This is a genomic window from Bartonella sp. HY038 (assembly GCF_014117425.1).
GTDB lineage: Bacteria > Pseudomonadota > Alphaproteobacteria > Rhizobiales > Rhizobiaceae > HY038.
Window position 1 is genome coordinate 2335285 of the sequence record NZ_CP059725.1, and the last position, 16666, is coordinate 2351950.

The following is a 16666-nucleotide window of genomic DNA, read 5'->3' on the forward strand; positions in this document are numbered from 1 at the left end:
AAGTATAAATAAACGTGCTCAAAAGCGTAACCATTTTAAAATTAAGGGCTTTTGGGTAATGATTTAAAACCTGCAAAATGGGAGGGGAATATGCCAACAAAACTTATAAAAAACGGTATTATCGTTACAGCAGATCGTAGCTATAAGGCTGATATTTTAATCAAAGACCAAAAAATCGCGGCAATCGGTGATAATTTACAAGGCGATCGTATTATAGATGCCAAAGGTTGTTATATCATTCCCGGCGGCATTGATCCCCATACACATTTAGAATTTCCCTTCATGGGAACTCATTCTGCCGATGACTTTGACACTGGTACTAAGGCGGCAATAGCAGGTGGCACCACTATGGTGGTTGACTTTGCCCTACCCGATGAAAATGGTAGTCTACTTGGCGGCTTACAATCTTGGTTTCAAAAGGCGGGCAAAGCACGTTGTGATTATTCATTTCATATGGCAATTACCGGTTGGAATGAGCAAATATTTAATGAAATGCATGAAGTGGTTAAGCGCGGCGTTAACACATTCAAGCATTTCATGGCCTATAAGGGCTCAATCATGGTCAATGATGATGAGATGTTTGCTTCATTTTCACGCTGCGCAGAATTGGGAGCCTTGACCTTAGTTCATGCTGAAAATGGCGACATCATAGCGCAACTACAACAAAAGTTGACCAAAGAAGGTAAAGTTGGCCCTGAAGCCCATGCATGGTCAAGACCCCCTGAAGTTGAGGGAGAAGCAACTAATCGGGCGATTATGATAGCTGACCAAGTTGGCGTTCCACTTTACGTGGTACATGTATCATGCGAAGAAAGTCATGAAGCAATCCGGCGGGCAAGGCAAAAGGGCATGCGAGTTTACGGCGAACCGTTAATCCAACACCTTACCTTAGATGAAAGTGAATATATGGATAAGGACTGGGATCATGCAGCAAGGCGCGTGATGTCTCCACCCTTTCGCAACAAGGAACATCAAAACAGTCTTTGGGCGGGTTTAACTGCAGGTTCGCTACAAGTGGTTGCAACAGATCATTGCGCATTTACAACGGCGCAAAAACGCCGTGGGTTAAATGACTTTACTGCCATTCCCAATGGTACTGGCGGATTGGAGGAGCGGCTTGCCTTGCTTTGGACCCATGGGGTGCGCACTGGGCGCTTAACGATGAATGAATTTGTTGCAGTTACCTCTACCAATATTGCAAAAATTTTAAATATTTATCCGCAAAAGGGTGCAATTATCGAAGGTGCTGATGCTGATCTTGTCATATGGGACCCAGAAGCCAAAAAGACCTATTCAGCTAAGCAACAAAACTCAGCCATTGATTATAGCGTATTTGAAGGAATGGAAGTTGTAGGTTTGCCAAAAACTGTGCTAACGCGCGGCAAAATTGCTTATGACAAAGGCGAAGTTATAGCGCAAGCTGGGGATGGCAAGTTTATTGAACGCCAACCATGGAATGTGGCGAATAAAGCACTTTCCAAGTGGAAAGAATTGGCAACGCCTCAGCCCATAAAACGCAACGCGCTACCAATAACGACTGGGATATAAATACAGCCTTAACTGCAGGATGCAAGAGTATTTTGTTCAAATAAAACCAATAAATACTCCTGCATTGTAGATTGGAGAAAATCATTAATCTTTAGTGCGCACCTTATAGGTAAATAAAGTTTGTCCTTTAGCCTCTACATTGACTTTCCAACGTGCATAATTTGCATTTAGTTTTTCATGGACAATATCTTCTTCCAAAATTTGCCACTCTTTTGGAAAGAAAATACGAACATCCACTACTATGGCTTCATCCTTGGCATTTTTAACTGTTATTAAGCTAGTCTTTTCATAGGATGGGTTATCACCCAAACCTACCTTTTTGGCATCTGTGACCTTACCATATACATTAACGTCAAAAGGGTTACCTGGTGTAAAGGATACCCACTCATTTTCTGCTGTATGCTTAATAGAATCTTCGCCAATAAGCTGTGGATCTCCCTGCTTGTCCGGCTTATAAGCGCGTAAAATACCTTTAGGCAAAGGCACACCTAAATTAGACTGCTTATCATTGAAAAATGAAAAATAGACATTAACATTAAAAGGCTCACCTTCATTATTGGAATTCGTCTTACTCGTTAAATACGAGCCAAATAGGTGTGGCTCGGCTATATAGAATTTTTGAACTGGAATATCATAAGCGGCCATTAAGGCAATCTGCTTTACCTGTTTATTTTTAAGTGTCGTTGAATAAGGTAACGTGTAAAGATGATAGTCAAATAAATTTTCGTGTCCGGAGAATGCCTTACCCGTTCCCGCGCCGTCGTGAAGTACACCAGATTGTGTTACCATCCAGTCTAATTTTACAATATTGATTTTCCCGGCAACAAGTTTAACCGTCGCGTCATGATAATCTGTGCCGCTATTATTGGTAAGCGTAACCCAACCTTTAAGGGAAATGCAATTTTCTTGTTGATTAAGCTCAGCAACATAATCGGCAATCCAACTAAAGCCGCTTGAAAGATAAGAAATTTCCACTTGCCGCGTACCAGCTTTGCTACACATAATATCGGTTGCTAAGGTTGGGCGATCGCGTAAATTTTGTGGCAATGCGTCAAATTTTATTCGCGCATATTTGGGTAAACCAATTTCAATACGGTCACAATATTGTAAAACAAGACCAGAATTATTGGAAAGAATAGTTGCCTTTTCTTCATACTCATCGCCAGCACTATTGCGCATGACGATTGTCACTTCTTTGCCAACATATTTTTCGGTTAGGGCATCCGGTGTTAAGAGATCAAAATTAAAATTTTGCTCAATCACGTTCAACTCAGTACCGTCTGTAGCAGTCATAATTGCGGTTTCTGGTCGTATTTTTCCAGAAACATCACGCAAGGCAATGCGGTTCATACCACTATTCAAATTTAGGTCGCGCACTTCACGCACAAGAGCTAAATGTTCATTATAAATTGTAACCGCAATTTCTTTACGCGCATTGCTAAAACTCACCTGTTCATCAATAGGGCGCATTTCTATTTGGTGGTTTACGTTTTTATTTTCATCTCTTTCCATAAATTACCCTCACGCTAAAAACCTTATACCAACCGTATCAAAATACCTCACCATGGTTATGTGCAACTAAAATTTGGTGCTTACTCCAAAAACAAAATTTTGCACCCTCTTTTTGATATGTAATCGTAGCTTATAATTGAAAACTTTTTGCTCGTTTGGTTCTAGCTTTACTTTCCAAAGCACGTTATTTGCGTCAACATTGATGTGGGACAAATCTTCATCCAAAATCACCCACTCATCTTCAAAATGAAACCGTACCCAAACTTCGACAGCCTGATTTTTTGTATTTTCTATTGTAATTTTATGATTTGCTTCCGAAATGGTGCCATTTTCAATTTCGGTTTTAGATAACCCTGTTATATCGTCATAAGCCTTTATATCATCGGTAGTAACCGATTTTAAAGCTACGCGTTCGCCCTCCATCGTGTGATTTATAAATTTTTCATTTAAAAGCAGCATGTCACCTTTATTATCTGCTTTATAGCTACGCAAAGTTCCCTTTGGCATTGGTATTCCCAAATTGGAGTGCTTATCATTTAAAAAATAATAATTGGCGCTAGCACTAAGTTTTTCACGACGATCCCAATCTTTAGATTGCGTATCATATCGCCGTTGGGTTAAGTCTGAGTACGACAGCTCATAATATTTATAAACTGGTATGTTCTCAATGTTCATCAACGCGACTTGCTTTACCTGTTTATCCTTAAGGGCCGTTGGTTGTGGTAGCGTATAAAGATGATAATCAAGTATGGGGGCTTCTAATTTTACAGAAACACCAAAATTAAAATTTTGTACCCGATCTTCCTTTTCTGCTAAGTTTTTTCGTTCTTCAGGAACCAAGTTAAGCTCACCTGCGACAAGCTGAATTTTGGCGTTTTCAAAACTCGTACCACTATTATTTTTTAATGTTACCCAGCCCTTTAAAGACATTTTGTTATTGTCTTTGTTTAATTGTGCAACATAATCTGCCTTCCAATGTAAACCACTGGAAAGATAGGCTATATCGACGTGGCGTGTGCCCGCAGTATCGCTTATTATGTCGGTCACGAGCGTTGGCCGATCACGTAAATTTTGCGGCAGGCTATCAAATTTAATCCGTGCATCTTTTGGCAAACCTATTTCAATGCGGTCAGCATATTTGAAAATAAGACCATTATTGGCTGAAAGAAGAAATGCCTTTTCTTCAGTAATGCTGCCATCTTGGTTACGGCGAATAATAGTTAATTCCTTGCCAACATTTTTTTCATTCAAAGAATTAGGGGTTAAAAGATCAAAATTAAAATTTTGTTCAAGAACATGAATTATTGCATTGTCTTTAAACTTCATAATTGCTGTTTCTGGTCTGATTTTGCCTGAAACATCACGCAGTGCTATGTGATTTAACCCCTTTTTAAAATCAAGTTCGCGTACCTCACGCACCAAGGCCAGATCATCATTATAGATTGTCAGCGCAATTTCTTTGCGGGCATCGCCAAAACTTGTTACTTCCATCACGTCTTCTGCTAAGACCTGTAGTGTACTGCCAAGTAAAAGACTTGCGCAGCACGCAACTAATTGAGTGGTCTTTTTCATTATTACCCCTTATGGAAAAATTGGCCTATTCAATGTTTTTATGGGCTTAAAGCGCTTGATGCGAAAATCCAAAAATAATTTTTCTTTTAAAAAACGCAATGCAATTAGCAACTTAAAGCATGTATTAGCTTCCCAATAAAGCGGACATGCTTTTTGGTTAAACGCTATTTTATTCGCTTACACGAACTGTATAGGTGAGCGTGGCTTCGCTTTTTGGATCAACTTTAACCTTCCAAACAACATGTTTATCATCGCGCTTTTCATGGGCAATGTTTTCTTCCAAAACTTCCCATTCGCCATAAAAACGCCTCGGTACTTCGACAATAACCGCCTCATCTTTGGTATTTTTAAAGGTAATTTCATTGGTGGTTTCAGAAGTAGAGCCAGATTTTATGCTTAAGCCAAATTTTTTGCTTTCTGTACTTTTCATTTGTGCAGAAATATCAAGTGCATTGCCAAACTTTAATCGCACCTTGGCATTGGGATCAACATGGTCAATAATATTTTGACTTAAAAATACTGGACTGCCATTTTTATCCAAAGCAAAGCTTCTAATATTGCCACTTGGCAAAGGCATACCAAGATTGGATTGTTTATCATTGGCAAAATCAAAATAAACGCCAATAGTGGCTTTTTGCTCGCCAAAAGAGCTCGACTTGCTATAGCTATAATCATTAGAATTGCTGCCTTCGCCGTCAAGAATATAATGCTTGACGACCGGTACTTCCACGCCATTTACCAAAGCTGCTTGCGTGTCAACTTCATGATTAAGGGTGACCGGCTGCGATATGGTATAGGAATTGTAATTGAAGGCAGCGCGATCTTCAAAAGATTGGTCGGCTAGCGTAATGCCGGGCTCTTCAATATCTATCCTTGTTTTACCCTTTTTTTCATAAGAACCAAAAACATCAGCTTTGCCCGCAATTATGGTTAATTTTGCATTTTGATAACTGATATCCGTATTATTTTTAATTGTTACCCAACCCGTAAAAAGCATTTTGTCTTCGCTAGCATTAAGCTTTACCGCATATTCTGCACCCCAATCAAATCCTTTAGAAAGATAGGAAAGGTCAACGGTCTTTTTGCCCTCTTCACTGCTCATCACCTTGGCTAGCAAAGTTGGCTGGTCATATAGGTTTTGCGGTAAGCTGCCAAAATCAACGCGCACATCGGCAGGAAGACCGGCAGTAATTCTATCGGCATATTGCAAAATAAGGCCTGAATCATTTGATAGAATGGTTGCCTTTTCAGAGCGTTCTTCGCCATTTTTGTCGCGGCTAACAATGGTGACTTGTTGGCCAACATATTTTGCCGTTAAATTGGCTGGAGTTAACTGATCAAAATGAAAGCTTTGTTGCAACATCTGGAGTTGTGTTTGCGCAGAACTCAAAAAGGCTGTTTCCGGTCGTATCATGCGCGAAACATTACGAAAAGCAATGCTGTTGATACCTTCGCTAAGGTTAACATCGCGCTGCTCATGCACTAATGCGAGACTATCTTTATAAAGGGTAATTGCTATCTCTTTACTTGACTGAGCAGAAATTATTTGTTGATCCACCGTTTGTGCTGATGATTGGGTGATTGATGCCACCAATAATGATGCACAACTGGCAAGAAGTATTTTTGACTGTTTCATGAAATAATCCTCAACGTAAAAATGCTTAAATTATGATTAATTACTCGTGCGTACCTTATAGGTGAGTACAGCTTCACTTTTGGGATCTACTTTTACGCGCCATATAACAGTATTGGCGCTGCGTTTTTGATGAGGAATATTTTCATTTAATATTTCCCAGTTTTTATAAAAATTAGTTGGAATTTCAACTACAACGGGCTCATCCTTAACGTTTTTAACCGTAAGTTGATTTGTTGTTTCATAACCTTTTCTTGAATCTAAACTCAAGCTAACCTTTTCGTGCTCTAAGGTTTTTGCATAGACTTTAACATCAAATGCATCGCCAAATTTCACCCGCACATTTTCTTTGTCAGCAGTGTGATCAATGCTATCTTCGCCGATAAAAAGTACATTGCCTTTGCTATCAGGCTTATAGGCTCTCAATACGCCTTTGGGTAAAGGCAAACCCAAATTGGATTCCTTATCATTTACAAAGTTAAAATAGACCCCAACTTTAAGTGGCACTCCTTCTTCATCCATATTATAGTGAGAATATATGCGCCTAGTCTCCTCAAGGCTATAATGTTTTTCGACTGGCACATTATCTGCGCTCATTAAAGCCACTTGTTTAATTTGATTATTATTTAATGTGGTTGGATGTGGCAAGGTATAAAGATGATAGTCAAGCAGCGCTTCCTGCTGCATAGGTGTGAACATTACCATTACCTTATCCTGACTGCTTCCTCCAGCCCACTTATCTTTGTGAGCGTTAAGATCAACTTGATTAATATCACCAGCCACCAACTGTAATTTCGCGTCCTTATAAGATGTGCCACTATTATTTTGGAGTGTTACCCAACCTTTTAGGGAAATTCTATTTTCGTCATTGTTAAGCTCAGCAACATAGTCGGCTTTCCAGTTAAAGCCACCTGAAAGATAGGCAATCTTAACTTCTTTATTGCCTGTTTCTTCACTCATAATATCGGTGATGAGTGTTGGGCGATCGCGAAGATTGTGCGGCAAGGTATCAAATTTTATCCGCGCATCTTTTGGTAAACCAATTTCAATTCGGTCATTATATTTTAAAACAAGGCCGGAATTATTGGAAAGAAGGACCGCTTTTTCTGAATTTTCACTGCCGTCTTGGTTGAGCCTAACAATGGTAACTTCCTTACCTACATATTTTGCAGTTAAAGCGTCTGGCGTTAAAAGATCAAAATTGAAATTTTGCTCAATCACATAAAGTTTGGCATTGTCCTTAGTGGTCATAATCGCCGTTTCAGGCTTAATCTTGCCGGAGACATCACGCAAAGCAAAATGATTAACGCCCTTTTGCAAATCAAGATCTCGAACTTCACGCACCAATGCCAAATTTTCATTATAAATGGTTACGGCAACTTCTTTTCGCGCATCGCCCGAGCTAACCTTTTCAGCGCTGGTTTGAGCTGAAGATTGAGCAATACTTGCAATAAATAAGGTTGCACAGCTTGCAAGACATGTCGTAAAAATTTTCATATTATAATCCTTGCAGTTAAAGTTCGCACCAGTGCTAAATTACACTTCATTAGCGAATACGGACTTTATAAATAAGTTTTTCGTTGCTTTCTGGCTGAACCTTTATTTTCCATAAGCCAATTTCTGAATTCTGCTTTTCATGAGAAAAATTTTCTTCTAATATCTTCCACTTACCATAGAAAAAGACTGGTATTTCAACCTCTACAGCTTCTCTTTTTGCATTCTTTATAATAACTTGATTGGTATATTCATAAATTGAATCATCATTTGAGTTCGTACCTATTTTTTTAACCTCCAGTGATTTAGCATAAAGATTAACATCGAATGCATTACCAAATTTCATAGATATTTTTTCATTATTTGCGGTATGTTTGATGCTATCCTCACCGATGAATAACGCATTTCCTTGACTATCGGCCTTAAAGGCACGTACATTACCTTTAGGTATAGGTATGCCTAAATTTGACTCTTTGTTATTAATTAAATTGAAATAAACACCAACTTCATATGGTTTTCCGTCACCATTAATAAAGTTTTGCTTTCTATCATCAAAAACCTTGAGAATATCAGAAATGTAGCGTTTTTTAACTGGCACTTCATCAGCGCTCATCAAGGCTACTTGTTTGATTTGGTTATTATTTAATGTCGTGGCATGAGGCAAAATATAAAGATGGTAATCCAGCAGTGACTCCTCTTCAATTTTTGATGGACCGGCTATCGTCATCAGAACCTCCATTTGTCCATCAACGCTTTGGTTTAAAGGTACAACTTTATTAACATCACCTGCAACCAGCTGTAATTTCGCGTCCTTATAAGATGTGCCACTATTATTTTGGAGTGTTACCCAACCTTTTAAGGAAATTCTATTTTCATCTTTGTTAAGTTCAGCAACATAGTCGGCTTTCCAGCTAAAGCCACCTGAAAGATAGGCAATGTTAACTTCTTTATTGCCTGTTTCTTCACTCATAATATCAGTGACCAGTGTTGGGCGGTCGCGAAGATTTTGCGGCAAAGCATCAAATTTTATTCGTGCATCTTTTGACAAACCAATTTCAATTCGGTCATTATATTTTAAAACAAGGCCGGAATTATTGGAAAGAAGGACTGCTTTTTCTGAATTTTCACTGCCGTCTTGGTTGAGCCTAACAATGGTAACTTCCTTACCTACATATTTTGCAGTTAAAGCGTCTGGCGTTAAAAGGTCAAAATTAAAATTTTGTTCAATTACATAAAGCTTAGCATTGTCCTTAGTGGTCATAATCGCCGTTTCAGGCTTAATCATGCCGGAGACATCACGCAATGCAAAATGATTAACGCCCTTTTGCAAATCAAGATCGCGAACCTCACGCACCAGTGCCAAATCTTCATTGTAAATAGTAATGGCAATATCTTTGCCAGCATCACTGGTACTTACTTGCGCGTTTTGGTCTTGCGCAAAAGATTGAGTAATTGAGGTAAAGCAAAAGATTAAACTGTTCAAAAACAGCCAAGCTGCTTTTTTCATAAGCCCCCCTTTAAAATGTCTTTATCGCAGGTTTCAAACGGTTTTATAACTGTGAGTTGCTATTTCGTTTTGTTGCCCCGCAATTAGCGGGGCAACGAAAAGCTAATTGCTGGTGCGTACCTTATAGGTAAGTACACTCGAGCTCTTAGGGTCAACCTTTACTCTCCATACGGCAGAATAGGCACTGCGCTTTTCATGCGGAATATTCTCTTGCAGCACTTCCCAATTACTATAAAAATTTGCTGGAATTTCAACCACAACCGGCTCATCCTTAGCATTTTTAACCGTGAGTTCATTTGTAATTTCATAAATTGGGTTTGAATTTAAACTCAAGCCAACCTTTTTATGCTCCAAGGTTTTGCCGTAAACCTTAACATCGAAGGCATTGCCAAATTTCACCCGCACGGTTTCTTTATCAGCAGTGTGAGCAATGCTATCTTCACCGATAAAAAGCACATTGCCCTTACTATCAGGCTTATAGGCACGCAATACGCCTTCGGGTAAAGGCACGCCTAAATTGGATTCCTTATCATTTACAAAATTAAAATAGACACCAACGGTAAGTGCTTGCCCTTCTTCATCGCTGTTATAGGTAGAAAAGGAACTGCTTGTAGCCGCAGCAATATAGCGCTTTTCGACCGGCACATTGTCTGCGCCCATCAAGGCCACTTGTTTGATTTGATTATTATTGAGCGTAGTTGGTTGCGGTAAACTATAAAGATGATAATCAAGGAAAGATTCTTCAGCCATTTCCTCCTTAAATGGAGAGCTACGGGCTTGAACGTCATCTCCCCCACGAATTTCCGCACGTACATAGCCACGTGCTCTATTAATTTCACCTGCAACCAGTTGTAATTTGGCATCCTTAAAAGATGTGCCACTATTATTTTGTAAGGTAACCCAACCTTTTAACGAAATTCTATTTTCATCTTTGTTAAGTTCAGCAACATAGTCGGCTTTCCAGCTAAAGCCACCTGAAAGATAGGCGATATTAACTTCCTTAGCTCCTTCCTCATCACTCATAATATCAGTGACCAGTGTTGGACGATCGCGAAGATTTTGCGGCAAGGCATCAAATTTTATTCGCGCATCCTTTGGCAAACCAATTTCAATACGGTCACTATATTTTAAAACAAGGCCAGAATTATTGGAAAGAATGGTGGCTTTTTCTGAATTTTCGCTACCATCTTGGTTGCGACTAACAATGGTAACTTCCTTACCGACATATTTTTCAGTCAAAGCTTCTGGTGTTAAAAGGTCAAAATTGAAATTTTGCTCAATCACATAAAGCTTAGCATTATCCTTGGTGGTCATAATGGCAGTTTCTGGCTTAATCATGCCAGAAACATCACGCAACGCAAAATGATTAACGCCTTTTTGTAAATCAAGGTCGCGCACTTCACGCACCAATGCCAAATTTTCATTATAAATGGTAACTGCAACTTCTTTACGCGCATCGCCCGAACTTACTTTTTCAGCGCTTGTTTGAGCCGAAGATTGGGCAATGCCTGCAATGAGCAAAGTTGCACAGCTTGCAAGTAGCATATTAGCCTTTTTCATGAAGTCTCCTTAATAAAACAAAAATATCAATGTTTGATTTTTGTCATTAAAGGGAATGAATAAGACTTTTTTTCTGCATTTTTGCAGCAAAAATAAATTATTTTTAATAATTCAATAGATTTTTTTGCCATATTTTCTTAAAAATTAGCTGATATGTGCAGAATACTTCAATATCTGACATAGTCTTCTAAAATAAAAGGTGAGATAACATTTTGCCATCTCACCTTAATAAAATAGTAATTTATCACTAACTATTTTTCATTGCCTATTTATCAGTGGCTATTTTTCACTGACTGGCACATCTTTCGGCCCACCGGTTGTTACGCCAACTAATGCCGGGCGCAATACACGTTCACCAATCACATAACCATCTTGAATGATTTGAGCAATGGTATTTGCTGGCTGTGATGGATCTGGCACTTCAAACATTGCTTGATGGAAGTTTGGATCAAATCGATCACCAATTTCACCAGCTTTGGTAATACCATAACGCTCCATAGTGGTCTGCATCAAGCGTTCCGTCATTTCAACGCCTTCTGCAAGATTGCTCAAATTAGCATCGCCTTCGCGGGCATCAGCTGGAATCGCAGTTAATGCACGACCAAGATTATCGGACACGGCAAGCATGTCACGTGCAAAATTTGCAACCGCATAGGTTTTTGCATCATTTACATCGCGCGCAGTGCGGCGGCGCAAATTTTCCATTTCAGCAGCAACACGCAATAATTGGTCTTTTAAAGATGCGTTCTCATCTTGCAGCAAATCAATATTGCGTGCAGTGATAACACCTTCTTCATCTTCAATTTCCATGCGTTCTTCAGCCTTGCGTGTCTTTAAAAAGTCATCGGCAGCTTGCCTAAGCTCATCGCGATCCTTTGGATTTCTTAAATCACGAGCGTTTTCAATGTTCTCGTCAACGTATTTTTCGTCAGACATGTCAATTCCATTGTTTACAAATTTCTCTTACCCTCGATATCGATTTTTATAGCGCGAAAATCAAGGGCAAAACTATAAATTATATGCCGTTATAACAAATTTTACAGAAAATCCTATAAATTTGGTGATAATAACGTTTTTTTATGAAAAATATTGCACCTCTTGGCTAAAAAGCTTATCCATATTACCATATTATTTTGACCAATTAAAATCTATCACGCATATATTAGACGTTAATCCACGATATAACCCTAACAAAATTTTAATAAAAAATCCGCTATATTTAAGCCAAAAACAATGCCTAATATATAGCGAAATTAATTATAGGTTAGATATGAAAAAAATCCGTATTGTTAAGACAGTTGACGGCATTGAAAAGGAAAATTACACAATACCTTTGTTTTTTGTTAATTTGTTAAGCAAAATTTTGCCCTCTAGTGGTATCGAAGGTATGCAAGAAAAAGGATTGGATATTTCAGCTTTAATAGAAGCTGCAAAAAACCAACAAGATTATAAAACAAAGCTTACTGTGATTGAAGGCAAAGACAAAACAATTATTGATCTAAGTTTAGAACCTTAGAAAATAAAGCAAAGACATTAAAACAAATTTTATTATAAAATTTCTTATGCGCTTTATTAAATATTTATGAGTGATGCAAGTGCATGATGCCTTGCGCAAATTGCCTAAAAGGAAAACCTATGGGCCTATTGACCAGAATGCGTTCTTTCATTGCCGTTGTTGAAGCTGAAGGGTTTTCAGCCGCAGGACGCAAAAGCGGTCGCTCCAAGGCGTTATTGTCAAAACAAGTACGCGAGCTTGAAGATATGCTTGGCGTTTTATTGCTTAACCGTACCACAAGGCAATTATCCTTAACCGAAGCTGGACAATTATATTACCTTCGCGCCCATGATATTGTCCGCGAGATTGAAGATCTTGGCAATAGCGTTGCGGAGGCCACGGCAATCGTCCAAGGTAAGATAAAATTATCGGCGCCACATCCTTTTGCCGCATCACCGATAGGGCGATCATTAATTGATTTTTGCGAAGCAAATCCTAAAATAAATCTTGATATTCACGTTGAAGATCGTTTCATTGATTTGATTGATGAAGGTTTTGATGTTGCCATCCGCATCACACGTCTTGATGATTCCTCGTTAGTTGCGCGTAAATTAATGGATGTTTCGTCGATTGTATGTGCTTCACCTGCCTTACTAGAACGTCATGGCATACCAGAAACGCCAGAAGAGCTCACCAATTTGCCCTGTCTTGTTGATAGAAATAATCGTGGATTTAACAATTGGTTCTTTACCGACCTTAATGGCCATGAATATTCAATCCCCATTCATGGGCCAATAGAAGTTAATAGCCCCTTTTTAACCCGAACAGCAGCGGTTACTGGACTTGGTCTTGCTCGCATGCCAGATTTTGTTGCCGAGGAAGAGATTAAGCGTGGTAATTTGCAAGAGGTGCTTGCTGATTATCGTTTGGGCGGTATCGGCATTTATGTCGTTTATCCCGATAGGCGTTATTTACCCACCCGCGTTCGATTGTTTTTGGATTTTATGGCAAAATGGTTTCGCGATTATAAAAACGCTAAGGATGTCGAAATTATAGACAGCTAGATAAGGTATAAAGGGGGCGGTTATGTCAAAAATTATTTATGGCTTATTGGCTGTACTGTTTGGCTTAACCATGTTTTCTAGTTCTAAAAGTGCCCATGCTGATGCGCTTTATGACAAATGCCTAGATGATAAGGCAGATGGAACCAATTTTGATTGGTCGACTTGTGGGGCAGTTTATCTCAAGCGTATAGATAATGATCTAAATATTACATGGCGTAAAATAATCGATAGCTATCAAAGCCACCCCAATGGCGAAACAATCAAAAAGCAGCTCATAGATCAACAACGCTTGTGGATTACGTTTAAAGAGCAGTCCTGCCAGCCTTTTTTTGACGGCTTTCGTGGCCGTGAAGGACAGGTAATGCATTTTTTTGGTTGCCGCGGCGCGATTGTTGAGGATCGCATAGCTCAATTGAAGCAGTTTTATTGTAATGACGGTGCTACTTGTCATTTTTCCGACTATGAAATTGATGACCTTCTATCCGACATTGAAATATCCGATCGCGAGCTTAATAAGGCCTATCAATTTATTAGAAAACGGCTAGAAGACATTTTTTCAGACACAGAAAATGATGAGTATTACAAGCAATTTAATCCGCCTGCCATATCATTGCGCAATGAGCAGCGCGCTTGGGTAGAATTTAAAGACAAAGCTTGCCTTTTTATGAATGATCTTAACCCTGATGTAGCAAGCCCAAAGCCAATTTTTCGTATTAACCGTTGTAAAGATTTAATAACCCGTCATCGGCAAGAGGAACTGAGTTTTTATTGTGATATGGCCGATTGTTTTTTACCCAATAAGCCAGCCATTAAAGATAACCAATGGGAAATTGGCTGCGATCAAAGCTATAGTTGCACTGCAGTTGGACATGGTGGTGAAAGCTTTTCAAGCCTACCCAACTACATTGTTATAAAATGGCAATATCATAGTACAAAGCCGGCTGAAATACGCTTTATGCTTTACTTAAGTGAGGCTCAACACAATGATGAGCCTAAAAAAGATAAAATTGAAATGCAATATCAAGCCTATGCTTATTTTGATGATAAGAAAAAGGGCGATATTTCAGCTTTTTTACAAAACCAACCCACGGCGGAGGATAATCAAGGATCATTCAATATTAATGTAAAAAATGACCATATCGAAAATATAATGCATCATCTACTGCATGACAAAGTGCTTAATTTTGGCCTAATCAACGCAAAAGACAGTAAAGTTGCATTAAACTTGAAAAGCTTTCAAAACTTTTATCAAGATACTAAGGATTACGTCGATTTTTTCTATCCCAATCAAGTGGTAAGCCTGCCAAAGGTAAAGGCCTATCGTCTCTTTATTGATGATATTAATGTTAAAACGCCTGAATCCTTATTGCCACCTCCTGACGAAGACGCCTGCAACCGCAATATATGGTCAGATGTTATTTTTCATGCGAGCAATGGCGATCACTTTTATGCAATGTGCGACAATACGGGTGCATATAATGGCTCTTACACAATTTTGCAGCCTAAAGATAATTATAAACCCTATCCTACGGAAAAAATAGATAATCAAGATAGGCGGAATGAATTTTATAATTCTTTTGGGTTAGAAAAACCAACCATGACCTTTACCGACTTTCCAAAAGGCAGAGCACTTGGAGATTGTGGTATAATCACTGACTATAGCTATACGCCCGATGGATTTCGCCGAACAAAAGTAACGCGTATGGACACTTGCGCAGGTATTGATTGGCAAGATTGGCCGGTTGTTTATAATCTTGATGTCGAGGAAATAAGGCAATAGGCTTTTAAACGTTAGCACCGATAGCTTAAAGATTTCATCCTTAGTTAGTTAATTGATCTTACTATCAACCAAAATGATATTTAATATAGTGGTGTTTTCATAAATTTTTACCCATAGATTTTATATGAGGAGTTAAGCAAAAAATTTGCAAACTCAAATTGCTGACCATAGAGAAATTTCAACTAATTTGGGGGAACAAAAAGCCATAGACTTTCCCTAATGATAAAAGCCTATGTTTTTTAATGTTTGCCAACTATTTAACTAAAACGGTTTTCAATATATTCAGACACCATTTTTTCAAAGTCTGCTGCAATGTTTTCACCGCGCAAGGTCGCAACTTTTTTGCCATCTACGAAAACCGGTGCTGCCGGTGTTTCACCGGTACCAGGCAGTGAAATGCCAATATCGGCGTGCTTTGATTCACCTGGTCCATTAACGATACAGCCCATAACCGCAACATTTAAAGATTCAACCCCTGGATATTGCTCGCGCCAAATTGGCATATTGCGGCGAATATCGGCTTGGATTTTTTCCGCCAATTCTTGAAAGACGGTTGAGGTTGTGCGCCCACAGCCAGGGCAAGCGGCAACAATTGGAATGAATTGACGAAAGCCCATAACTTGCAAAAGTTCTTGGCTCACTTGCACTTCACGGGTGCGATCACCGCCCGGTTTTGGCGTTAATGAAATACGAATAGTATCACCAATGCCTTGTTGCAACAAAATTCCCATTGACGCAGATGAGGCAACTATGCCCTTCGTGTCCATACCTGCTTCAGTCAAACCAAGGTGCAAAGCATAATCACAACGTGCTGCAAGCATCGTATAAACGGCAATCAAATCTTGCACTTGGCTTACTTTTGCCGATAAAATAATCTTGTCGCGGCTAAGTCCTACTTCTTCGGCGAGTGCCCCATTTAACAGTGCCGATTGCACCACAGTTTCGCGCATCACTTGCTGGGTTGTGAGTTTTCCACCTTGAGCTGCATTTTCATCCATAAGGCGGGTTAATAATTCTTGATCTAATGAACCCCAATTAACGCCAATGCGCACGGGCTTGTTGTGTTTAATAGCAATTTCAACAATATCAGCAAATTGCTTATCTTTTTTATCTTTAAAACCGACATTGCCGGGGTTAATACGATATTTTGCCAAGGCTTGCGCACAAGCAGGATGATCGGTTAAAAGCTTGTGGCCGATATAATGGAAATCGCCAATTAAAGGTACAAAAATATTAAGCCGCTCTAACCGTTCGCGAATATAAGGAACTGCGGCGGCTGATTCATCACGGTCAACGGTGAGGCGCACCATTTCAGAACCGGCAAGAGCAAGCGCGGCGACCTGCGCAACGGTCTGATCAATATCAGCAGTATCAGTATTGGTCATTGATTGCACAACAACCGGCGCATCACCGCCAACTGTTACACCACCAACCCTTACAGCAACCGATTTACGGCGAGGAAAAGGCGCAGAAAAATAGCTTTGTGAGGTCATATTCCAAC

General features: G+C 39.3%; 12 protein-coding genes. 4 read left to right on the forward strand and 8 right to left on the reverse strand.

Annotated elements, in window-relative coordinates:
- The first annotated feature begins 90 nt into the window (after window positions 1-90).
- A complete protein-coding gene (gene hydA, locus H3299_RS10170) occupies window positions 91-1548 on the forward strand; it encodes a dihydropyrimidinase (RefSeq protein WP_182417554.1) in 1458 nt (485 codons plus the stop codon).
- 84 nt (window positions 1549-1632) lie between these two features.
- Here the strand turns inward: hydA and H3299_RS10175 are convergent, their stop codons facing one another.
- The 7 genes from H3299_RS10175 to grpE form a co-directional block, all read right to left on the reverse strand.
- Entirely contained in the window at window positions 1633-3060 is a 1428-nt protein-coding gene (locus H3299_RS10175; RefSeq protein ID WP_182417555.1) for a DUF4139 domain-containing protein, read from the reverse strand.
- 66 nt (window positions 3061-3126) lie between these two features.
- Window positions 3127-4632 (reverse strand): DUF4139 domain-containing protein, encoded by a 1506-nt coding sequence (locus H3299_RS10180; RefSeq protein WP_182417556.1) that lies wholly within the window; start codon window positions 4630-4632, stop codon window positions 3127-3129.
- 169 nt (window positions 4633-4801) lie between these two features.
- Window positions 4802-6268, reverse strand: a complete 1467-nt coding sequence (locus H3299_RS10185) for a DUF4139 domain-containing protein (protein WP_182417557.1) — start codon at window positions 6266-6268, stop codon at window positions 4802-4804.
- A gap of 36 nt (window positions 6269-6304) precedes the next feature.
- Complete coding sequence (locus H3299_RS10190) at window positions 6305-7762, reverse strand: DUF4139 domain-containing protein (protein ID WP_182417558.1); 1458 nt, start codon at window positions 7760-7762, stop codon at window positions 6305-6307.
- A 49-nt stretch (window positions 7763-7811) separates the two neighbouring features.
- Window positions 7812-9266, reverse strand: coding sequence for a DUF4139 domain-containing protein (locus H3299_RS10195; RefSeq protein ID WP_182417559.1), 1455 nt, complete (start codon window positions 9264-9266; stop codon window positions 7812-7814).
- Between the two features lie 102 nt (window positions 9267-9368).
- Window positions 9369-10826 carry a DUF4139 domain-containing protein gene (locus H3299_RS10200; protein ID WP_182417560.1) on the reverse strand — a complete coding sequence of 486 codons (1458 nt, stop codon included), beginning with the start codon at window positions 10824-10826 and terminating at the stop codon, window positions 9369-9371.
- A gap of 279 nt (window positions 10827-11105) precedes the next feature.
- On the reverse strand, window positions 11106-11762 hold the full coding sequence (gene grpE / locus H3299_RS10205; RefSeq protein ID WP_182417561.1) for a nucleotide exchange factor GrpE: 657 nt from the start codon (window positions 11760-11762) through the stop codon (window positions 11106-11108).
- A gap of 334 nt (window positions 11763-12096) precedes the next feature.
- Here grpE and H3299_RS10210 point away from each other — a divergent pair, with 334 nt between their 5' ends.
- The 3 genes from H3299_RS10210 to H3299_RS10220 all read left to right on the forward strand — a co-directional run bounded on the left by H3299_RS10210 (window position 12097) and on the right by H3299_RS10220 (window position 15165).
- Window positions 12097-12342: a hypothetical protein gene (locus H3299_RS10210; protein WP_182417562.1), complete on the forward strand. Its 246-nt coding sequence runs from the start codon at window positions 12097-12099 to the stop codon at window positions 12340-12342.
- A gap of 119 nt (window positions 12343-12461) precedes the next feature.
- Window positions 12462-13385, forward strand: a complete 924-nt coding sequence (locus tag H3299_RS10215; protein ID WP_182417563.1) for a LysR family transcriptional regulator — start codon at window positions 12462-12464, stop codon at window positions 13383-13385.
- 22 nt (window positions 13386-13407) lie between these two features.
- On the forward strand, window positions 13408-15165 hold the full coding sequence (locus tag H3299_RS10220; protein ID WP_182417564.1) for a lysozyme inhibitor LprI family protein: 1758 nt from the start codon (window positions 13408-13410) through the stop codon (window positions 15163-15165).
- Window positions 15166-15422: 257 nt separating this feature from the next.
- Here the strand turns inward: H3299_RS10220 and ispG are convergent, their stop codons facing one another.
- Window positions 15423-16658: a flavodoxin-dependent (E)-4-hydroxy-3-methylbut-2-enyl-diphosphate synthase gene (gene ispG / locus H3299_RS10225; RefSeq protein ID WP_182419737.1), complete on the reverse strand. Its 1236-nt coding sequence runs from the start codon at window positions 16656-16658 to the stop codon at window positions 15423-15425.
- Window positions 16659-16666: the final 8 nt, after the last annotated feature.